Raw genomic sequence first — 20,225 nt, forward strand, 5'->3', positions numbered from 1 at the left:
ACGCGCCTCGTCCTGGCGGGCTCGGCGCTGCTCAGTCGGCGGGTGGGATGGTCTCGACGGAGATGGTGGCCGTTCGATCGCGTGTCGTCGCACGCTCCGCCACGCGCGCTCAGGACCTGTGGCGCCGAGACCCGATAGACATGGTCCCGCGTGCACTGGGCCATCGTGCAGGGGGCTTCGACTCGGTCTCGCCCTGGCGGGCTCGACCGGCTCAACCGGCGGATGGATGGCTTCGGGGTTGCTCAGTCGGCGGGCGGGGTGATCGCGACGGAGGCGGTGGTCGCCGTTCGTCTGCGTGTCGTCGCAGGTTCCGCCACGCGTGCTCAGCATGAGGTTCAGCCGGCGGGTGGGGTGGTCTCGACGGAGATGGTGGTCGCCCTTCGACCGCGTGTCGTGGCAAGCTCCGCCACGCGTGCTCTCAGGACCCGTTGAGCCGAGACCTCCGGTCGGCATGGTCCCCGTGTGTTCGGCCAGCCTGGCGCCAGCGGCATATGACGACGGCATTCTGGCGGGTCACGATCCACATATGCACGCGTGGGCCGCCATGGTGCCGTCGTCGTGCAGGGGGGGCTTCGACTCGGTCTCGCCCTGGCGGGCTCGACCGGTGGTTCCTGAGCGGAGTCGAAGGGCTCAACCGGCGAACGGATGGCTTCGGCGTTGCTCAGCGGGCGGACGGGGTGATCGCAAGGGAGGTGCTGGTCGCGTTCGTGCGAGGCTCGACCGGCTCGGCTGGCGGAAGGACGGCCTCGGTGCTCCTCGATCGGCACGGGTGGCTCGGCCGAGCCCGGTCAGAAGAGGGTGGCGGGGCGGACCAGGTTGGCGAGGTCGACCAGGAGGAAGCGGTGGGCGCGGTTGTCGCGGGTGCGGCGCGCCAGTTCGCGCAGGCAGCGCTCGGTTCCGGCGCGCAGGCCCTGCTCGGTGAACGGGAAGCCGAGGAAATCGGGGTGCTCGCCGTCGGGCGTCTCCTCCAGTTCCTCGCGATGCAGATCGATCCAGCCGAGGGTGGTGCCCAGCACGATCAGCCGCAGCCGACCGAGGCGGCCGTCCTCATCGGTCAGTCGTTCCAGACGGTCGGCGGCCTCGAAGAGCTCGTCCTTCTCCACCTCGCTCATCGGCCGCTCGTGCACCAGACAGAGGATCGCACTCTCCTGCGCGATGCTGTAATGGCGGCTGGTGGTGGGCACCTCGTCGAGCGGTTCGATGGCCTCCAGGTGCCGGCCCTCGGCAAGGAGCATGCGGGCCAGCCCGAACGCGGCGGTCACGATGGAATGATCGGTCAGCCACAGGTCGTGGTAGTGGTGCCGCGCGATGTCGTACCAGTGCTCGATCTGCGCCACCTGATCGTTGCTGACCTCGTCCTGCACCGACAGCCAGTACCCGATCAGCTCGGCGGTCCCGGCCACCGCCAGCTTCGGGGCCACCTCGCCCGGCATCGCTTCCAGCACGGTCTGGAACCGCTCGTAGGCCACCTCGGCGTCGCCGTCCTGCAGGGCGCAGATGCCGAGGTACCACTGCACCCGCCACGAGTCGCCGTGGTTCGCGGCGGCGTCGTGCAGCAGCCGCAACGCGATCTCCAGATTGCCGAGCTCGAGATGCGACCGCGCCTCGGCCAGGTCGATCTCGGCGGACGGGTGACCGTCGGAGTCGTCGTCGCCCAGCGCCAGACCGGGGAAGCCCTCGGCGCGGGCGTTCTTGATGCTGTCGAGCACCTGGCGCGGATAGCTCAGCGCGGCCGAACTCAGCAGGTTGGCCGCCGGGTCCTCCGGATCGACCAGTGGCACCGGGAGGGCCCGCGCGATGTCGGCGGGATCGGGAACCGCGGCCATCGCCGGATCGAAGAAGCCGTCGATCGGCGCCAGGATCAGATTGGTGCCGAACGCCGAGCGCTGCGGGGTGAACACCTTCGACATGGCCGGCCGCGGAACACCGGTGTGCAGCGCGACGGTCTCCCGGAGCACCGCGAGCAGCTGGGTGGTCATCTCCTCGGTCGACGCGAACCGCTCGGCCGGATCGGTGGCCGTCGCCCGCTGCAGAAAGTAGTAGTACGACGGATTCTCGACGAAGAGTTCCGTGGTCTCCGGATCGGGCAGGCCGTCGACGTACCGGCCCTTCTCCATCGGCATGTCCAGCGTCAGCACGGCGAGGGTGCGGCCGATGCTGTAGATGTCGGTGACCACCTGCGGGCCGGTCTCGACGATCTCTGGCGCCTGAAAGCCGGGTGTCCCGTACAGGTGCCCGTAGCCGTTGATCGCCGACACCGCGCCGAGGTCGATCATCTTGACCTCGTCGCTGGTGATCATGATGTTGTCGGGCTTCACGTCGTTGTACGCCAGCCCGAGCGAGTGCAGATGCCCGACGGCCGAGAGCACCTCGAGGACATACGCCATCGCCTGCTCGATCGGCAGGTTCACCTTCTCGCCGTCGGGCCCGGTGGTCAGCTGCTTGAGCGTGTGACCGCCGACGTACTCCATGACGATGTAGCCGAGCTGCCGGTCCTCGTCGTCGGTGTACTCGACGAAGTTGTAGATCTTGACGATGCCGGGGTCGTTGACCGACGCGAGGAACTGCCGCTCGGCGATCGCGACCGCCCGCGCCGCCGAGTCAGACGAGTTCAGCAGGCCCTTGAGCACCACCGGCCGGTCGGAGACGTTGTGGTCGACGGCCAGATAGATCCATCCCATGCCGCCGTGCGCGATGGCGCCGGCGATCTCGTACTGGTCGGCGACCATGGTGCCGCGTTCGAGGCCGGGAACGAACGAATACCGGGAGCCGCAATGCGGACAGTGGCCGGTCAGCGGCCCCTCGTCGGGGCCGGATGCCCGCCCGACCGGCTTCCCGCAGTTCCAGCAGAACCGCTTGCTCTCCACGATGATCGGGTTCGACAGCACCGCATCGGCCGGGTCGATGTCCCGCATCGCGGGCAGCGCGACGAGCTCGCTGCCGAGCCGCCGGTCGTGCACGGCGGCGGTGCTCTTCCGCGGCGGCCGCCGGTGGGGGAGCGCCGGGTCGTCGAAGAGGCGGCCCGCGGGCGTCGCCTGGGTGCCCGGCTCGACGTCGGTGTCGTCGTCCAGGTCGTCGAGCGACATGGGGGGAGTGGCCTGGGTGGCCGGGTAGTCGTCGTCGAACACGTCGACCGGCGTGGCCTGCGTGCGGACCGTGCCGACCGGCTCTTCGACGGGTTTCCGATCGGTCATCGTGCCTCCTCCCGATAGGTCACCGGCGGCGGGACGGCCGGGCCCAGCTGCGACAACCACTGGTTGTACGACTGCTGCCAGCTGCCGTCGGCATGCCGCTGCTCCAGCACACCGTTCACGAAGCGCACCATGTCGTTCTCGCCGAGCGGGATACCCACCCCGTAGTACTCGGTCCCGAACGGGTCGCCGACGATCTGCACCCACGGATCCTGCGCCGCGATCCCGGACAGCAGCGGCTCGTCGCCGGCGATCGCGTCGACCTGCCCCTGCTGCATCAGCACCAGGCAGTCGGCCCAGTTCTCGGTGGTGATGATCTTCGCGCTGGGGACCCGGCGCTGCACCCGGGTGATCGACGTGGCGTTCTGGGTGGCGCACACCGATTTGTGGGCCAGGCCCGCGATGCTCTCGATCCCGGAGTTCCGGTAGACCGCGATGCGCTGGGACGCCACGTAATACGGGGCGGAGAAGTCCACCGACTTGCGGCGGTCGCAGGTGATGCTCATCGACTTGGTGACGACGTCGACGCTGCCGTCGCGCAGTGCGGCGACGCGGTCGCCGGTCGACAGGATCCGGTACTCGATGCGGGTCTCACCGAAGATCGCCTGCGAGATCCAGTGCGCGATGTCCACGTCGAAGCCCTCGATGTCGCCGGAGATCGGGTCCCGGAAGCTCAGCGGATTGCTGCCGATGTCGGTGCCCACGACCAGCCGGCCGCGCGAGGCGATCCGGGCCATCGTCGAACCGGGCGGCATGTGGCCGGGCTCGGGCATCGTGTCCGGCGGCCGCAGGCTCGCCGTCGCATCGCAGTCGCTGGTGTCGATGCCCTCGGGGGCCTGAGCGCCGAACGACGCGCCCGGCGGCGTCGGCACCTGGGCGACGGTCGTCGGCGGGTCGGTGTCGCGCAGATCCTGCGACGAGCAGCCGGCGACGGCGAGGCACAGGGCGACGACCAGGCATGCGGTCCCGGTGGCGCGGCGGACGAATCGGGTCATCGATACTCCCGGATGCGCGGGAACAGGCCCGCCGCGGCGGCGACCGCGGCGACCACGCACAGCCAGCCGATCCCGGTGCCGGTGTACCCGAGCAACTGCTGAGCGGTGTGGATGTTGCTGCGGAAGGTGTCGCGCGTCTGGTCGATCGCCTGCAGCAACTGGGTGTTGACCTGGTCGTACCCGGTCGCCGTGCTGATGTCGCCGGTGCCGATGGTCAGGGCGCGGGCCCCGACGAAGTCGCCCGCCGCGAGCCGCTGACTCACCTCGGCGTGCGCGTGCTCCCACTGGGTGAGCGAGTTCTGGACCTTGCGGAGCGGATCGGTGATGCCGGACTCGTCCGGATGCTCGGCGATCAGCGAGGCGGTGCGGTTGCGGATCTGGGTCAGCGTGGAATTGAAGTCACGGTCGAGGGTGCCCGGATCGGAGCGGCGCACCAGGTTCAGCGTCTCCGCCGAGCGTGCCTGCTGGGTGAGGATCCGCATGGTGGTCAGGTCGTGCAGGGGCTCGGCGCCGTCGTTCTTGGCCGTGTTGGCCGCGGCAACGGACGTCAGCCCGGTCACCAGCAGCCACAGTGTGCCGATGATGAGCGCCGCGCCGGCGCCGACCAGGCCCAGATTGAAATGGCGGCGGGTGCGTCGTGCCAGATAGCGGCCGATACCGATCAGCATCGCGATGGTCGTGAACAGGGCGACGTACACGCCCCACGGGGGCACGGTCAGGGTGCGCTGCGGTTCGGAGATGGCCGTCGAGCGCTCGTCGTACAGGCGCTTGGCGGCGGGCAGGATGTCGCCCTGCATCATGTTCGACGCCTGCACCAGATAAGCGGAGCCGACCGGGTTGCCGAGCCGGTTGTTGGTGCGGGCGGTCTCGATCACGCCGGTGTACGACGGGATCGAGACGGCCATCGTGTCCAGGTCGTCGCGCACCGAGACGTCGGCGCCGGGGCCGGTCTCGGAGGCCAGTCCGCCGCCGTCGGCGGACGCCACCAGCGCGGTGCCCGAACTGGCGATGGCGTCGGAGTACAGCTTGCGCAGATCCGGGGACTCCCGGCCGCCCGAGATGAACGCCGAGTTGGCGGCCGCATCGGCCACCGACAGCGAGCTGTAGAGCACCTCGGCCGACTCGGCCAGGGGCTCGCTGCTGTTGATCAGTGATTCCAGGGTGTCGCTGCGCTGGTTGAGGGACACCGACGAATACCAGCCGGTGAGCCCGCAGGCCAGCACGAGCGCGGTCAGCAGCACCACCAGTTTGCCGGGGGTGGTCAGCGCGTAGAACTTGAACGCGGCGATCGGTGAGGTGACGCGATCGCGGGTCATCGCGGCGATCTCGCGCCGATCGGCGATCACCTGCCGCAGGCGCGGATTGGCCTGCACCGATTCCGGCAGCACATTCCGACCGGCATGCGTCAGCGCACTGCGTACCGTCGACTGCTGCCCACTCACGATCGCGCCCTTCCGTGACGATGCCAACCCTAGTCGGGAACCGCGTGCTGTACGCGCGCACCCGGTAGCGTGGTCGGGGAGAGTGTCGCGGAGGGAGGATTCGGGTGCGCGGAGATGGCGACGGCTGGGTCTTCGACCCCGACGGCGCGCGGTATTGGGGACGGCACGGTGCCGCGGGTCTCCTGCTGTGCACGCCGATCGGCGACGGCCTCGGGGTGCTGCTGCAGCACCGCGCGGTGTGGTCGCATCAGGGCGACACCTGGGGCCTCCCGGGCGGCGCCCGGGACTCGCACGAGTCGGCGATCGACGCGGCCCTCCGCGAAGCCCATGAGGAAGCCGGCATCGACCGGGACCTGATCGAGGTCCTGGAGTCCGAGGTGACCCACGAGGCGGTCAGCGGCTGGACCTATACGACGGTCATCGCGCGCGTGCCCGAACCGGTCGCCACCACCGCGAACGGCGAATCGGCCGAACTGCGCTGGGTGCCCGAGTCCGGTGTCGGCGACCTGCCGCTGCATCCCGGCTTCGGGAGCGCGTGGCCGACGCTGCGCCTGCGCCTGCGCTGACGACACGGGGTGCCCTTCCGGTTCGTCGGCCACTGCCGAATACCGGCCCACGAGGGAACATTCCCCTCGTGGGCCGACATACGAGAACGGCCGACCGGCCGCGCGCCGCTCAGCCGCGTCGCTGCCGGCCCGTCAGCTGGTTGGCGGCCGAGATCAGCGCGCGGATGGTGGCCTCGTCGCCGGTCGCGGCCCGGCCGTGTGCCCAGCAGCACGCGCCGTCGCGTCGGCACATCAGATACGCGGAGACCTCGCCGCCGGAGCCGTCGGGTGCCGCCGGACCTTCGTTCTGGTGGTAGAGCGAGACGATCTCGACGCCGGCGCCCAGGCCGTACAGCATCTCGCTCATCGCGCCGATGGTCCCGAAGGCGGTGGCCTCCAGATCGACCAGCCGTTCGTCGACGGTCAGGGTGGCCCGGCAGTGGATGGCGTCGCCGGGCTCGGGTTCGGTGTGCAGTCGTTCCAGGGTGATCGGGCCGGCGCTCATGGCCTGGGCCTCATGGTGATCATGCCGCCAGCTTGGGCGAGCACTGCGAACGGTAGGCATCTCGGGGCTTCTTTCCGGTCGAAATCTGAATGACCGACGAAAGTCCTTCGACAAGCTCAGGAAGCGAGGGAGCCGAGATCAGGAGGCAGTGACGAACCCGCAGCGGGGGGTCGGTCTGAATCAGACCCCGCTGCGGCGGGTTACAAGAAGCTTCTGCCACGACATGATGGGAAGAGCCTACTCCTCCGGCCGCGACGCGCAAGTGGTTTCACACGCCGACCGCAGCGCATGCGCGGCGCCCGCCGGATCCGCCGCCGCGGTCAGGGCCCGGACGACGACGATCCGCGAGGCTCCCGCGGCGACGGTCTCCGGGACCCGCGCCAGGTCGATGCCGCCGATCGCGAACCAGGGCTTGGTCTGCTCGCGGGTGGCCGCGGCGGCGGCGCGCACCAGGTCGAGGCCGGTGGCGGTACGGCCGGGTTTGGTGGGTGTCGCCCAGCAGGGGCCGGTGCAGAAATAGTCGACGGCGTCGTCGGCCAGCGCGTCGGCGAGCTGGGCCGCGTCGTGCGTGGACCGGCCGATCACCACGTCGGGTCCGACGATGCGGCGGGCGAGCGCGGGCGGCACGTCGCCCTGGCCGAGATGCAGTACGTCGGCGCCGGCGAGGGCGGCGATGTCGGCGCGGTCGTTCACGGCGAGGAGCGCGCCGGCCGCGTGGGTCAGCTCGCGCAGCCCGGCGAGCGACTCCAGTTCCTCGCGGGCTTCCAGCACGCCGAACCGCTGCTCGCCGGCCGACCCCTTGTCGCGCAGCTGCACGATGTCGACGCCGCCGTCGAGCGCGGCGGCGACGAACTCGAGCAGGTCGCCGCGTTCGCGCCGCGCATCGGTGCACAGGTACAGGCGGGCGGAATCCAAGCGAGAGCGGGCGTCCATGCTGACGACGGTAGGCTAGGAGCAGCGCAAGAACGACACGGGTGCCCGGAGGATCGCCGGGCTGAGATCGCGGGGCCGCCCCCGCCGACCGTCGTACCTGATCCGGGTAATGCCGGCGAAGGAAGGTCTGAACGTGGAACGAGAATTGACCGTCGTCGGCGGCGGAGCCGTCGGGCTGACGTGTGCGCTCGCCGCGGCCGATGCCGGCTGGCGGGTGCGGGTGTACGACGACGGCCCGGCGCGCCGGGCGGCGCACGTGGCCGGAGGGATGCTCGGCTGTCTGGGCGAGGCGCACCCGGGCGAGGACGGACTGCTGGCGGCCTCGGCCGACTCGGTGGCCCGCTGGCCCGCACTGCTCAACCGTCTCGGCGACCCGGGGGTCTCCACGGCCGCCGACACCCTGCTGGTGGCCGGTTCGGCCGCCGACCGCGCCTACCTCGACGAGTCGGTCGGCTTCGCGCGCGCCCGAGTCCCGTGGGCGGGCGGTGCGACGACCGAATGCACCGCGGCCGATTTGCGGGCCGCGGAGACCGGTCTGACGCGCACCCCGGCCGGTGGTTACCGGTTGTCGGGGGAGGGCGCCGTCGATAACCGGAGACTGCTCACGGCGCTGCGCGCGGCCCTGACTGAGGCCGGGGTGCGGTTCCACGACACCCGGGTGACCGGGCTCGCCGGACTGCCCGGGGACCAGGTCCTGGTGACCGCCGGGCTCGACACGAGCGCGCTGATCCCCGGCGGTCTCGACGGCCTGCGCGGGGAGAAGGGCGAGATCCTGCGACTGACGCGCACGTCGTGGTCGGTGCCGCCGCCGCGGCATGTGATCCGGGCTCGCTGGCACGGGCGCAACGTGTACTTGGTGCCGCGCCCGGACGGCCTGGTGCTGGGCGCGACCCAGTACGAGGCGGTCGACGCCGGTGACCGCGCCCCGCAGGCCGGCGGCGTCGCGGACCTCCTGGGCGACGCCTGCGAGCTGTTCCCGGGCCTGCGCACCTACGAACTCACAGAGGTCGCCGCGGGAATCCGGCCGATGTCGGCCGATGGACTGCCGATCGTGCGGCGGGTGGACGAGCGGACGGTCGTGGCCGCCGGGCACGGGCGGAACGGAATCGCGCTGGCCCCGGGCACCGCGGTACGGGTCCTCCGGCTGCTCGGGAACGTTGTCGAGACACAAGAGGAGAGGAGCGACCGATGGGTGCGGACGGCATCGTCGAGCTGACGGTGAACGGGGAGGCGGTGACCTTCGATCGGGAACCGGATGTGGCCGGGCTGCTGGCCCGGCTCGACCTGCCCGAGCGTGGGGTGGCCGTGGCGATCGACGGCGTGGTGCGGCCGCGGTCGCGCTGGGACGAGCCGATCGGGCGATACGCGGTGGTCGACGTGCTGACGGCGGTGCAGGGTGGCTGATCCCTCGGCGGAGCCGGAGCAGGCCCTGGTGGTCGCCGGGCGGAGGCTGACGTCGCGGCTCATCATGGGGACCGGCGGGGCACCGAATCTCGCGGTGCTCGAAGCCGCGCTGCTGGCCTCCGGTACCGAACTGACCACGGTGGCCATGCGCCGGGTGAGTCCGGGCTCGGGCACCGGCGTGCTGGATCTGCTGCGGCGCTTGAACATCGATGTGCTGCCGAACACCGCGGGCTGTCACACCGCAGCCGAGGCGCTGCTGGTGGCGCAACTCGCGCGCGAGGCGCTCGGGACCGATCTGGTGAAGCTGGAGGTGGTCGCCGATGAGCGCACGCTGCTCCCCGATCCATTGGAACTGGTCGACGCCGCCGCCGCGCTCGTCGCCGACGGCTTCGCTGTGATGGCCTACACCAACGACGATCCGGTGCTGGCCCGCCGGCTGGAGGACACCGGGGTGGCGGCGGTGATGCCGCTCGGCTCGCCCATCGGCACCGGGCTGGGGATCGCCAACCCGCACAACATCGAGATGATCGTCGCCCGGGCCGGGGTGCCGGTGGTGCTCGACGCCGGGATCGGCACCGCCAGCGATGCGGCGCTCGCGATGGAACTCGGTTGCGACGCGGTGCTGCTGGCGTCGGCGGTCACCCGCGCCGCCGACCCGGTCGCGATGGCGTCGGCGATGCGGCATGCGGTGCTCGCCGGGCACCTGGCCGCGGGCGCGGGACGGATCCCGAAGCGTTTCTGGGCGCAGGCGTCGTCGCCGGTCGTGGACTGCTGATCGTCGTCGGTGGGCATTTCGACACGGCCGGGCCCTTGCGGGCCCGTCCGGCTCAATGGGCGGAGGGCCCGTTGGCCGGAGGGAGCGGTGGTGGCAGCTCACTGGGCGGAAGGGCTTGGGGGCGTTTCGACACGGTTCGTCACTTCGTTCCTCACGGGCGGGGCGGGCCGCTCGCGGGCCGGTCGTCCGCTAGCAGCCCGTTGAGCCGTCGAGGCGCTAGCCGAGACGTGTCGAAACGCCCTTCTCGCAGGCGGCTTCCCCGCGCCGCCTAGTCGGGAGAGGACGGCTCGTCGGCGCGGCCGCGGCGCCAGCCGCCGAGCTCCTCGGGGGCCTCGCCGAAGTGGTCGGGGTCGCCGCTGCCGTACCAGGCGACCAGGATCGCGCCGATCACCGCGCCGATGAAGCCGGTCCAGGCGAGCCAGCCGAGGCCGGCCTGCGCGTGGTCGCCGAGGAAGGCGACGCCGATCACGCTGGGCGCGGCGGTCTCGCCGACCACCAGGACGGCGGTGACGCCGTTGACCGCGCCCACCTGCAGGGCGACGGTCTGGACGAAGAAGCCGCTGGCGCCGGCGACGGCGATCGCCCAGGCGGCGGGGTCGGTCAGCACCCGGACCGGATCGAACGGGGCGACGCCCTCCAGGACGCGGACGGCGATCGCGATGACGCCGAACTGCAGGCCACCGCAGAAACCGCCGACGAAGGCCGCGTAGGCGCCGAGCGTGTAGACGCCGACGAGGCCGATCGCGCCGATCACGAACGCGGCGCCGAGCAGCCCCCAGTGGAAGGTGGTGCTGGCGTGGTCGTTCGCGCTCGGCGCGGACGAGATGCCCAGCAGCGCCAGCGACAGCACCACCAGCCAGATCGCCACCCAGTCACGGGTGTGCAGCGTGATGTTCAGGATGAAGGTGCCGACCAGGGCGGTCACGATCAGATTCGCCGAGACGATCGACTGCGCCAGGAACAGCGGCAGGAAGCGGGCCGCGACGGCACCGCCGGCGAAGCCGATGACCACCATCACGGTGCCCAGGATGAAGGCCGGATCACCGAGCGTGGCCACGGTCGACGACATCGACGGGGCCGCCCCGTCGTCGGTGGATTCCGGCTGGTCGAGACCTGTTTCCTCGCGTTCGGCGACCGCGACGCGCCGCGCGCCGAGCGCGCGCAAGACGGTGGACATGCCATACGCAACGGCGGCCATCATCGCGGCGATGATTCCGAGTGCGTACAAGGGGAGTCCTTCGAGGGAAGAGGGGGAATCGGGTTGCATGAGAACGCTATCAGGTGCCCCCGACACGGGGGTCTACGCTGGTCCGCGTGGACGAAGGTAAGCGTAAGCACATCCTCATCACCTTTGGCAGGTCGTTCCTGACCCTGAATCTCGCGAGGCTGCTCGCCGATGCGGGGCATCGGGTCAGCATCGCCGACAGTGTGCCGATCGCCGTGAGCCGTTTCTCGCACGCGGTCGACGGTTTTCACCGGGTCAGCCCGCCGAAGTACCGGCCGCAGGAGTATTGCCGGGAGATCGCCGCGATCGTCGAGTCCGAGGGCATCGACATGGTGATCCCGATTCACGAGGAGACCGACATCCTCTCGATGATGGCCGGGCTCTTCCCGCCGTCGTGCGACCTCTTCCTCTCCGATTTCGCGCTCGAAGATCAGCTGCACAACAAGCTGAAGTTCCAGGAACTCCTGCAGGACTTGGGGATTCAGACGCTGAAGTTCGCGGCGATCACCGGCCCGGAAGACATCGCGAAACTCGACTTCGACGGCCCGTTCGCCGTCAAACAGGCCTACTCACGTGGTTCGCAGGAGGTGTACAAGGCCTACCCCGGCGACCCGCTGACCCAGCTGACCTTCGATCCCACCAACCCGTGGATAGCGCAGGAGTGGATGGAGGGTGACCGCTACTGCAGCTACTCGATCTGCCGCGACGGCGAGGTGTACGCGCACGCGCTGTACCCGGTCGGCTATGCGATCGGCGGCTCGTCGTGCCTGGTGTTCGAGCAGGTGGAGCACCCGGGCATCCTCGAATGGGTGCGAGATGTGGTGCGGCGCACCGGATTCACCGGACACATCGGCTTCGACTTCATCGACCATCCCGAACGCGGGCTGTTCACCATCGAGGCCAATCCGCGGGCGACCAGCGGCATCATGCTGTTCACGCCGGAGAACCGCGTCGACCGGGCCTTCTTCGGTGAGAACACCGAGCTGATCACCCCGCCCACCGGACGCACCCGGATGATCGGCATCGGCATGACGTTGTACGGCTGGCGCAAGGATGCGTTGCCCGGCAACAGTTTCCGCAAGTTCTGGAAGGCGTTCCGCAGCGCCGACGACGTGATCGCCGAGCGCGGCGACATGGGGCCGGCGGCCATGCTGGTGCCGGCCTACATCAACATCCTGCGCAACAGCATCAAGTACCGGGTGGGTCTGGCCGGTGGCTTCATGCACGACCACGAGTGGGACGGTCACCAGATCTGATCCGCTCGCAGAAGTCGACGATGCGCGCAGTCGCGGTGCGGTCCGGATCGAGCATCAGACCCCCGTGCGACAGCCCGTTGATCTGCACGAATTCGGCGCCGTCGATCATCTCGGCGGCGGCCTGGCTGGTCTTCGGCGGGAAGAAGAGATCGTTCTCGTAGGCGATCACCAGGGTGGGCACGTCGATCGCGGCGAGCCGTTCGCGCGTGGGCTCGCCGCGGTTCATCCAGCCGCTCGACGCGGCGAGCTGCCCGTGCTGCCCGTCGGGCGACGTCCATGAACTTTGCCCGTCGGTCAGCATCTCCCGCCAGACGCGCACGGTCTCGCCGTCCTGCAGCGCCGGTGGGGCCAGCGTGGTCATCAGCGTCTCGAACGCCGACACCTCGACGGGGACCTCGCCGAGCCGGGCGAAGAGGGCCAGCTCCATGTCGTTGACCAGCCGGCCGATCTCCGACGAGTTCAGCCCGGCGGTCATGACGACGCCGAGCGCGGTGCCCGGGCGTCGTTCCAGCAGGGCCTGGGTGAGATAGCAGCCCATCGAGTAGCCGACCAGGATGGCCCGCTCGACGCCGAGGTGGTCCAGCAGCAGCGCGGCGTCGTCGGCCATGGTGGGGACGTCGTACGGCGGGGGCGGCGCATCGGACGGGGTCACGCCGCGCGCCGAGTACGAGATCACCCGGAATCCGGCGTCGGCCAGGCCCCGGGTGACACCGGTGTATTCCCAGGTGGCCTGCGGCATGCCCATGCCCGGATTGAGCAGGACGGTGGTGGCATCGGCGGTGGTCGAGCCGTCGACGGCGACCGCGAGCCCGACGCCGTTCGGCAGCACGATGCGCTCGAGAGGGGACACGAGGGCGAGTGTAGGCGCTTGATTCGAGGCGATGGGCGGGCATGATGGGCGGGGTGATCGTCGTAGAGCATCTGAGAAAGAGCTACAAGAATCTGCTGGCGGTGGACGACGTGTCGTTCACCTGCCAGCCGGGACAGGTGGTCGGTTTCCTCGGACCCAATGGCGCGGGCAAGTCGACGACGCTGCGGATCCTGACCGGACTCACCCCGGCCACCGGCGGCACCGCGACCATCGGCGGGTACGCCTACCGGGACATCCCCAATCCGGCGCTGCAGGTCGGCACGCTGCTCGACGCGTCCGCGTTCCACAACGGCCGCACCGGCCGCGAGACGCTGCTGCTGAGCGCGCGCACGATGGGCCTGTCCGACGCCCGCGTCGGCCAGCTGCTGGACCTGGTCGGGCTGACGCAGCAGGAGGCGGGCCGCCGCGTCGGCCACTACTCGCTCGGTATGCGGCAGCGGCTCGGGGTGGCGAACGCGCTGCTCGGCGATCCCAAGGTGCTGATCTTGGACGAGCCGGTCAACGGCCTCGACCCGGCGGGCATCCACTGGATGCGCGGGGTGCTGCGCGGTTTCGCCGACGCCGGTGGCACGGTGCTGCTGAGCTCGCACCTGCTGCACGAGATCGAGCTGATCGCCGACTATCTCATCGTGATCGGGCAGGGCCGGATCATGGCGCAGGGCACCAAGGACGCGCTCACCGGGGAGCCGGGCACCGCCGTGTCGTCCGACGACGACGCCGCGCTCGCCCAGCTGCTCACCGCGGCCGGTATCGCGTGCCGCCCGGAGAACGGCGGTCTATACGCCGAGTCGGACCCGGCCACCGTCGGCGCGCTGGTCGCGTCGTCGTCGATCGCGCTGACCGAGCTGCGCCGGGCCGGCACCGGGAACCTGGAACGGATGTACCTGGAACTCACCTCGGGGGCGCAGCGCGATGTGCCCGGGGCGCCGGGGTTCGCCCCGCCGCCCGGCTACGCCCCGCAGGTCGGCTACGCCCCGCCACCCGGATTCGCCCCGCCGCCCGGGCCGGGATACGCCCCGCCCGCGCCGCCGCCGCAGTACACGCAGCCCTATCCGCCCGGACCGGCCGGTCCCGGCTACCCCGGAGGTCACGCATGAGCGCGCCAGTCCTGCCCGCCAAAGACATCGATCCGTCTCTCCCCGGGGTGCCGTTCGGGCGCCTGGCCGCGGTGGAACTGCGCAAGCTCCTCAATACCCGCAGTACCTGGATCCTGCTCGGTCTGCTCGGCGTGATCTGGCTGATCACCCTCCTCATTCTGGCGTTCATGCGGACGCCCACCGACTTCGCGACCTCGGTGCGTGTCTTCGGCATGATGACGCCCACCTTCGTCGGCATCGTGACGATCATGCTGGTCACCAGCGAATGGGGACAGCGTTCGGTGCTGAGCACCTTCACCCTGGAACCTCGTCGCGAACGGGTGGTCGCCGCCAAGTTCTGCGCCGCCTTCGGCCTCGCGCTGGCCCTGTTCATCGCCTATGTGGCGCTCGCGGCGATCATCGCGGGGGCCCGCGGGGCGTCGTTCGACTCGTCCGGGCCGGCGCTGCGGTTCTCCGGTGTGAACGGCCTCTTCGAGCTGCTGATGGCCTTCGCGATGGCGCTGGCGCTGCTGAACACGGCCGGCGGCATCGTCGTGTATCTGATCGTGCCGTCGTTCATCGTGCCGACCGTGCTCACGGTCGGATCCCTGGCCTCCGGCGGGCTCGACGAGGGCGGCAAGAGGACCGTCTTCGACTCGATCGCCGACTGGATCAGTCCGAGCACCGCGTTCGACCCGCTCTCCCACCCGTCCGCCGGTGCCGAGACCTGGGCGCACGTGCTGGTCTGCTTCGTGCTCTGGGTCGGTATCCCCGGCGTGCTGGGCATCTGGCGGGTGATGACCACCGAGGTGAAGTAGCCGCCGCTGGGTGCTGCGGTCGCGACACCACTGACGACCGCCGACTCCGGTCGGCGCTCGTTCAGACGGCTTCGAGGATCATCGTGACGGCCATGCCGCTGCCCGCGCAGATGGAGATCAGGCCGCGGCCGGATCCCTTGCGCTGCAACAGTTTCGCGAGAGTCGCCACGATCCGGCCGCCGGTCGCCCCGAACGGGTGACCGGTGGCCAGCGAGCCGCCGGTGACGTTCAGCCGGTCGCGGTCGATGGTGCCCATCGGCGCTTCCCGGCCCAGCTCGGTATGGCAGAACTCGGCGTCGTTCCAGGCGGCCAGGGTGGACAGCACCTGTGAGGCGAAGGCCTCGTGGATCTCGTAGAAGTCGAAATCCTGCAGCGCCAGGTCGTTGCGCCGGAGCAGCTCGCTGACCGCGTACACGGGAGCCATCAGCACGCCTTGCGTCTTGGGGTCGCCGTCGACGTAGTCCACCGCCCAGCTCTGGGCGTCGACCACCCGCGCCATCGGCGTCAGGCCGCGCCCGGCGGCCCAGCCGGCGGTGCCGAGCAGGACCGCGGAGGCGCCGTCGGTCAGCGTCGTCGAATTGGCGGCGGTCATGGTCCCGTCCGGGCCGCCGAAGCACGGCTTCAGCCCGGCGAGTCGTTCGGCGTCCAGGCCGCGGCGCAGGTTGTCGTCCTGGGTGAGGCCGGCGAACGGGGTCACCAGATCGTCGAGGAAGCCGCTGTCGTAGGCGGCGGCGAGATTGGTGTGGGAGTCGAGGGCGATCCGGTCCTGGTCGGCGCGCGACACGCCCCAGGCCGCACCGGTCACCGCCTGGGCGGCGCCGGGCACCAGATCGGTGCGCCGTTCCGCGGGGCTCGGCACGTCGAAGTCCAGGGCGAGAGGCAGTCGTGCGGCGAGCTTGATCCGGTCCGCGGTGCTCCGGGCGGCGTTCAGCCTGACCAGTTGCCCGCGGAGGCGGGGGCCGAAGCCGATCGGCGGGTCGGAGGTGGTGTCCGCGCCGCAGGCGACGCCCGACTCGATCTGCCCGCAGGCGATCTTGTTGGCGATGTGCACCACGGTCTGGCCGCCGGTGGCGCATTGCTGCTGCATGTCGACCGTCGGCGTCGACCGGGCGATCTCGGTGTCCAGCAACGCTTCCCGCGTCAGGCTGTGATCGCGTGCCAGCTTCACCACGGCACCGCCCGCCACCTCGCCGAGATGTGCGCCGGCCAGGCCGTAGCGCTCGACGAGGCCGTCGAGAGCGGCCGTCAGCATGGTCTGGTTGGTCTGGTCGAGGTACGCGCCGTTGGAGCGGGCGAACGGGATGCGGTTGCCGCCGAGGACGTAGACGGATTCGAGCTGTCGATTCGTGGACACGAACGATGACATTAACCAATGGCATCATTTCGTGCCACGGTGCATCGGCTACCCCGGAGAACGGCCACACGCCCGCTCGGTGTCCGATACCGTGCCGGACGTGAGCGCATTGACTGATTTGCTGAGTCCGGAGGCCATCGTCCTCGACGCCGCCGCCGACGACTGGCAGGAGGCCATCGGCGTCGCCGGTGCGCTGCTGGTCCGGACCGGTGTCACCACCGACGTCTATACGCGGGAGATGGTCGATTCGGTCCTGGAGAAGGGGCCGTACATCGTGATCGCGCCGGGCTTCGCGTTCGCGCATGCGCGCCCGTCGCCCGCGGTGCTGCGGACCGGGATGTCGTGGGTGCGGCTGGCCGAGCCGGTCGCCTTCGGCAGTCCCGGCAACGACCCGGTGGATCTGGTCGTCGCGCTCGCGGCGAGCGACGCCAAGGCGCACACTACGGCGATGGCGGAGCTGGCCAAGGTGATCGGCGACGCCTCGCGTCGTGCCGCGCTCGCCGCCGCCACCTCGGCCGCCGAGGTGCTCGGGGTCCTCGACGGCGGGGCGGCTCCGGCGGCCCCCGAGACCGCTCGGACGTCGTCGTCCGGGGCGGCGCGCGGCACCACCAAGAACAAGATCCTCACCGTCTGCGGCAACGGGGTCGGGACCAGCCTGTTCCTCAAGAACACCCTGGAGAAGGTGCTGGGGGAGTGGGGCTGGTCGCCGTTCATCGAGGTGGAGGCCACCGACACGATCTCGGCGAAGGGGAAGGCCAAGGAGGCGGACCTGATCCTCATCTCCGGGGAGATCGCCAAGGCGCTCGGCGACCTCGGGGTGCCGATGACGGTCATCGAGAACTTCACCTCCACCGCGGAGATCGACGCCGCGCTCCGCGCCAACTACGACATCTGGGGGGACGACGATCATGAACTGGCTCGTCACCATCGCCGAATTCATCGTCAACGAGATCCTCGCGGTCCCGGCGTACCTGATCGGCATCATCACCGCGGTCGGTCTGATCGCGCTGCGCAAGAGCGTGGGGCAGGTGATCGGCGGTGCGCTCAAAGCGACGCTCGGCTTCCTGCTCATCGGCGCGGGCGCGACGCTGGTGGTGGCCTCGCTCGACCCGCTCGGCGTGATGCTGAAGGGGTCGACCAAGTCGCACGGCGTGGTGCCCACCAACGAGGCGATCGTCGGCATCGCGCAGGACACCTACGGTGCGCAGGTCGCCTGGCTGATGATCCTCGGGTTCATCATCAGCCTGGTGCTCGCGCGGTTCACCCCGCTGCGGTACGTGTTCCTCACCGGTCATCACACGCTGTTCATGGCGACGCTGCTGACCATCGTGCTGGCGACCAGCGGTCTGAACGCAGTGTCGGTGGTGATCATCGGCGGCGTCCTGCTCGGTGTCGTGATGGTGTCGCTGCCGGCCATCTCGCAGCCGTGGACCAAGCGCATCACCGGCGACAACACCATCGCGATCGGGCACTTCGGCACGCTCGGCTACGTGGTCGCCGGCATCGTCGGCCGGTGGACCGGCGGCAAGCGCAGCCGGTCGACGGAGGACCTGAAACTGCCCGAGTCGCTGCGCTTCCTGCGGGATTCCATGGTGGCCACGGCGCTGTCGATGGTGCTCATGTACATCATCGTGTCGCTGGTCTACGTCGGCCGGGTCGGCAGCTCGCAGGCGTACCTCGCCTACGCGGACGCCGACGGTGCCGGTGGCGCGAGCGGCATGGGCAACTTCCTGATGCAGGGCGTGACAATGGGTCTCAGCTTCGGCGTGGCCGTCGCGGTGATCCTGTTCGGCGTCCGCACCATCCTGGGCGAGCTGGTGCCGGCCTTCCAGGGCATCGCCGAGCGCATCGTGCCCGGCGCGGTGCCGGCGCTGGACGCGCCGATCGTGTTCCCCTACGCGCAGAACGCCGTGCTCATCGGCTTCATCTCCAGCTTCGTGGCCGGCCTGCTGGGGCTGGCGGCGATCGCCCTGTGGTTCGGCCCCTGGTGGGGCTGGGCGCTGGTGCTGCCCGGGCTGGTGCCGCACTTCTTCACCGGTGGTGCGGCGGGCGTGTACGGCAACGCCACCGGCGGGCGGGTCGGTGCGATCTGCGGTGCGTTCGCCAACGGTCTGCTGATCACCTTCCTGCCCGCAGTGCTCGTCGGCGTGCTCGGCGGCTTCGGCGAGGAGAACACCACCTTCGGCGACGCCGACTTCGGCTGGTACGGCCTGCTGCTCGGCAACGCTGCCAAGATCGGTGGCGCCGGTGGCGTGATCGTGATGCTCGCGATCGGCGCGGCGATCCTCGCCCTGGCGATCTGGGTGCAGAAGAAGCTGGTCGAGACCGACTGGGACCCGTCACCGGGCCGCCCGCGTCCCGGATCCGGTGATCCCGCGGGCCCCGGCAACCCGGGCATGGTGCTCTCGACCAAGGGCTACCCGAAGATCCCGCCGCCGGTCGGTGCGCCCACACCTCCGCCGCCGCCGGCCGCGGACTGATCGGCGCCGGGGCCGGCGCCGGAGTGGGCGCCCGGGTCAGTGCACCGGCTCGGTGCAGCTCGCGGGAGCGGCGACGAGGGAGCAGAAGGTGGCCGGCCGGGTGGGCCGGTAGTCCGGTCCGACGCCGCCGGTCGCGATGATCCGGCGATAGGCGGCCACCGCGGGTGTGGGTCGTCGTCGCAGTGCCGGATCGGTCTTGACGTCGACCGTGTACAGCCCGAAACGCGGTGTGTAGCTTCCCCATTCGTAGTTGTCGGTGAGGCTCCAGTAGTTGAAGCCGATCACGTTCAGGCCGTCGTCGCGGGCGCGCTGGGTCCAGTACACGAGGTCGCGCAGGTGATTGTCGCGGCGGTAGCCGTCGGGCCGGGGTGCGCCGTTCTCGGTCGGCATCCCGGTCTCCACCACGTACAGCGGTATGCCGGGGAACCGGCGGCCGTAGTCGCGCAGCGCGTAATAGAGCCCGTCGGCGGAGACCGGTGCCTTCCACGGCTCGTCGGTCACGATGTTCGCCGCGCCCAGCCGGCTCGGGCTCACCGAGTAGTAATAGTCGAGGCCGACGTAGTCGAGCTTGTCGCGGACCTGGTCGAGGAAGAGCGTGTCGAGCGCCGGCTGGACGGTGGGGATGTAGGCGGCGTTCGAGGAGACCATCGCGCCGGGATCGCGCCGGTGGATGTAGTCGTAGATCGTTCGGTGCACCGCGACCAGCCGATCGAACATCACCGGTGCCAGCTGTGCGGGCAGGCCGCCGTACTGCACTTCCTTCAGCACGTAGGCCGCGGGTTCGTTCACCGTGATCCACAGCGGGTGGTATCTCGCGTACCGGTCCACCACGCGACGCTGCTGCGTGAGCCAGGCCGCCGGGGTCCGCGCATCGGCCCAGCCGCCGCGATCGGCGATCCATCCCGGGTACACCCAGTGGTCGAGGGTGATCATCGGCCGCATTCCGGCGGCGGCGATCGACGCGATGAGGTCGTCGTAGTAGGCGAGTTCGCGCCGATCGATCCGGCCGGGAGCGGGCTCGATGCGGGCCCATTCGATCCCGACCCGGTACACCCGGACGCCGAGCGATTTCGCCAGGGCGATGTCCTGCCGGTAGCGGTGCCGGAAGTCGACGGAGGTGCCGATGTCGTCGTGCGTCTTCGGCGACCGCGCGTAACGGCGCCAGTTGCTGTCCGGCGACGATCCCTCGGTCTGGAAGCCGGAGGCGGCGACACCCCACAGGAAGTCGTCGGGCAGCGCGCGGGCCGCCGCCGGGCCGGGCACCGCCGTCAGCAGACCGGCGAGCAGGCCGGTGACCAGGCACAGTGTGGCGACGATCGGTCGAGGTCCTCCCATACGCCGAGTGTGCCGGATCG

16 protein-coding genes, 2 pseudogenes and 1 riboswitch are annotated in these 20,225 nt (G+C 70.3%); of the genes and pseudogenes, 9 read left to right on the plus strand and 9 right to left on the minus strand.

Annotated elements, in window-relative coordinates; translation table 11 throughout:
* Positions 1–788 precede the first annotated feature (788 nt).
* The 3 genes from MYK68_RS01880 to MYK68_RS01890 are packed head-to-tail and all read right to left on the minus strand — an operon-like array spanning position 789 to position 5,628.
* Positions 789–3,194 carry a serine/threonine-protein kinase gene (locus MYK68_RS01880; protein WP_247865984.1) on the minus strand — a complete coding sequence of 802 codons (2,406 nt, stop codon included), beginning with the start codon at positions 3,192–3,194 and terminating at the stop codon, positions 789–791.
* Positions 3,191–4,186 carry a glutamate ABC transporter substrate-binding protein gene (locus MYK68_RS01885; protein ID WP_247865985.1) on the minus strand — a complete coding sequence of 332 codons (996 nt, stop codon included), beginning with the start codon at positions 4,184–4,186 and terminating at the stop codon, positions 3,191–3,193. The genes MYK68_RS01880 and MYK68_RS01885 overlap by 4 nt, the downstream gene beginning before the upstream one ends.
* Complete coding sequence (locus MYK68_RS01890) at positions 4,183–5,628, minus strand: GlnX family signal transduction membrane protein (protein ID WP_247865986.1); 1,446 nt, start codon at positions 5,626–5,628, stop codon at positions 4,183–4,185. The genes MYK68_RS01885 and MYK68_RS01890 overlap by 4 nt, the downstream gene beginning before the upstream one ends.
* Before the next feature lie 104 nt (positions 5,629–5,732).
* On the opposite strand from MYK68_RS01890, the gene MYK68_RS01895 reads away from it, so the two are divergent.
* Entirely contained in the window at positions 5,733–6,194 is a 462-nt protein-coding gene (locus MYK68_RS01895; protein ID WP_247865988.1) for an NUDIX hydrolase, read from the plus strand.
* 109 nt (positions 6,195–6,303) lie between these two features.
* Here the strand turns inward: MYK68_RS01895 and MYK68_RS01900 are convergent, their stop codons facing one another.
* Together MYK68_RS01900 and thiE are read right to left on the minus strand one after the other, a co-directional pair.
* On the minus strand, positions 6,304–6,678 hold the full coding sequence (locus tag MYK68_RS01900; protein ID WP_247865989.1) for a 2-isopropylmalate synthase: 375 nt from the start codon (positions 6,676–6,678) through the stop codon (positions 6,304–6,306).
* A 237-nt stretch (positions 6,679–6,915) separates the two neighbouring features.
* Positions 6,916–7,611: a thiamine phosphate synthase gene (gene thiE, locus MYK68_RS01905; RefSeq protein WP_247865991.1), complete on the minus strand. Its 696-nt coding sequence runs from the start codon at positions 7,609–7,611 to the stop codon at positions 6,916–6,918.
* A 28-nt stretch (positions 7,612–7,639) separates the two neighbouring features.
* A riboswitch (TPP riboswitch) is annotated at positions 7,640–7,752 on the plus strand.
* Between thiE and MYK68_RS01910 the strand changes: the two genes are divergently transcribed.
* The 3 genes from MYK68_RS01910 to MYK68_RS01920 all read left to right on the plus strand — a co-directional run bounded on the left by MYK68_RS01910 (position 7,721) and on the right by MYK68_RS01920 (position 9,790).
* Complete coding sequence (locus tag MYK68_RS01910; RefSeq protein ID WP_247865993.1) at positions 7,721–8,827, plus strand: FAD-dependent oxidoreductase; 1,107 nt, start codon at positions 7,721–7,723, stop codon at positions 8,825–8,827. It overlaps the preceding riboswitch by 32 nt.
* Positions 8,800–9,015, plus strand: a complete 216-nt coding sequence (gene thiS, locus MYK68_RS01915) for a sulfur carrier protein ThiS (RefSeq protein WP_247865994.1) — start codon at positions 8,800–8,802, stop codon at positions 9,013–9,015. Before MYK68_RS01910 ends, thiS begins: the two co-directional genes overlap by 28 nt.
* Before the next feature lie 64 nt (positions 9,016–9,079).
* Entirely contained in the window at positions 9,080–9,790 is a 711-nt protein-coding gene (locus tag MYK68_RS01920) for a thiazole synthase (RefSeq protein WP_247867896.1), read from the plus strand.
* Between the two features lie 268 nt (positions 9,791–10,058).
* Here the strand turns inward: MYK68_RS01920 and MYK68_RS01925 are convergent, their stop codons facing one another.
* A complete protein-coding gene (locus tag MYK68_RS01925; protein WP_247865996.1) occupies positions 10,059–11,018 on the minus strand; it encodes an EamA/RhaT family transporter in 960 nt (319 codons plus the stop codon).
* 86 nt (positions 11,019–11,104) lie between these two features.
* Here MYK68_RS01925 and MYK68_RS01930 point away from each other — a divergent pair, with 86 nt between their 5' ends.
* Positions 11,105–12,271, plus strand: coding sequence for an ATP-grasp domain-containing protein (locus MYK68_RS01930; protein WP_247865997.1), 1,167 nt, complete (start codon positions 11,105–11,107; stop codon positions 12,269–12,271).
* Here the strand turns inward: MYK68_RS01930 and MYK68_RS01935 are convergent.
* On the minus strand, positions 12,234–13,121 hold the full coding sequence (locus tag MYK68_RS01935; RefSeq protein ID WP_247865998.1) for an alpha/beta fold hydrolase: 888 nt from the start codon (positions 13,119–13,121) through the stop codon (positions 12,234–12,236). The genes MYK68_RS01930 and MYK68_RS01935 overlap by 38 nt on opposite strands.
* Positions 13,122–13,174: 53 nt before the next feature.
* Between MYK68_RS01935 and MYK68_RS01940 the strand changes: the two are divergent.
* Positions 13,175–14,074, plus strand: a pseudogene (locus MYK68_RS01940) (ABC transporter ATP-binding protein); the annotation flags it as partial.
* Positions 14,075–14,235: 161 nt separating this feature from the next.
* Complete coding sequence (locus tag MYK68_RS01945; protein ID WP_247866000.1) at positions 14,236–15,036, plus strand: ABC transporter permease; 801 nt, start codon at positions 14,236–14,238, stop codon at positions 15,034–15,036.
* 61 nt (positions 15,037–15,097) lie between these two features.
* Here the strand turns inward: MYK68_RS01945 and MYK68_RS01950 are convergent, their stop codons facing one another.
* Positions 15,098–16,390, minus strand: coding sequence for an acetyl-CoA C-acetyltransferase (locus tag MYK68_RS01950; RefSeq protein WP_247866001.1), 1,293 nt, complete (start codon positions 16,388–16,390; stop codon positions 15,098–15,100).
* A gap of 100 nt (positions 16,391–16,490) precedes the next feature.
* Between MYK68_RS01950 and MYK68_RS01955 the strand changes: the two are divergent.
* Positions 16,491–17,282, plus strand: a pseudogene (locus MYK68_RS01955) (PTS sugar transporter subunit IIAB); the annotation flags it as partial.
* A gap of 16 nt (positions 17,283–17,298) precedes the next feature.
* Positions 17,299–18,870 carry a PTS ascorbate transporter subunit IIC gene (gene ulaA / locus MYK68_RS01960; RefSeq protein WP_247866003.1) on the plus strand — a complete coding sequence of 524 codons (1,572 nt, stop codon included), beginning with the start codon at positions 17,299–17,301 and terminating at the stop codon, positions 18,868–18,870.
* A gap of 36 nt (positions 18,871–18,906) precedes the next feature.
* On the opposite strand, the gene MYK68_RS01965 is transcribed toward ulaA, so the two are convergent.
* Positions 18,907–20,205 carry a family 1 glycosylhydrolase gene (locus tag MYK68_RS01965; protein ID WP_247866005.1) on the minus strand — a complete coding sequence of 433 codons (1,299 nt, stop codon included), beginning with the start codon at positions 20,203–20,205 and terminating at the stop codon, positions 18,907–18,909.
* Between the last annotated feature and the right edge of the window lie 20 nt (positions 20,206–20,225).

The organism is Gordonia sp. PP30, from assembly GCF_023100845.1.
Lineage (GTDB): Bacteria > Actinomycetota > Actinomycetes > Mycobacteriales > Mycobacteriaceae > Gordonia.

Coding starts and splice junctions, on each gene's coding strand:
- MYK68_RS01945 (WP_247866000.1), top strand. CDS start 14,236: ATGAGCGCGCCAGTCCTGCCCGCCAAAGACATCGATCCGTCTCTCCCC.
- MYK68_RS01920 (WP_247867896.1), top strand. CDS start 9,080: ATGGGGACCGGCGGGGCACCGAATCTCGCGGTGCTCGAAGCCGCGCTG.
- MYK68_RS01880 (WP_247865984.1), bottom strand. CDS start 3,194: ATGACCGATCGGAAACCCGTCGAAGAGCCGGTCGGCACGGTCCGCACG.
- MYK68_RS01965 (WP_247866005.1), bottom strand. CDS start 20,205: ATGGGAGGACCTCGACCGATCGTCGCCACACTGTGCCTGGTCACCGGC.
- MYK68_RS01885 (WP_247865985.1), bottom strand. CDS start 4,186: ATGACCCGATTCGTCCGCCGCGCCACCGGGACCGCATGCCTGGTCGTC.
- MYK68_RS01910 (WP_247865993.1), top strand. CDS start 7,721: ATGCCGGCGAAGGAAGGTCTGAACGTGGAACGAGAATTGACCGTCGTC.
- ulaA (WP_247866003.1), top strand. CDS start 17,299: ATGAACTGGCTCGTCACCATCGCCGAATTCATCGTCAACGAGATCCTC.
- thiE (WP_247865991.1), bottom strand. CDS start 7,611: ATGGACGCCCGCTCTCGCTTGGATTCCGCCCGCCTGTACCTGTGCACC.
- thiS (WP_247865994.1), top strand. CDS start 8,800: ATGGGTGCGGACGGCATCGTCGAGCTGACGGTGAACGGGGAGGCGGTG.
- MYK68_RS01900 (WP_247865989.1), bottom strand. CDS start 6,678: ATGAGCGCCGGCCCGATCACCCTGGAACGACTGCACACCGAACCCGAG.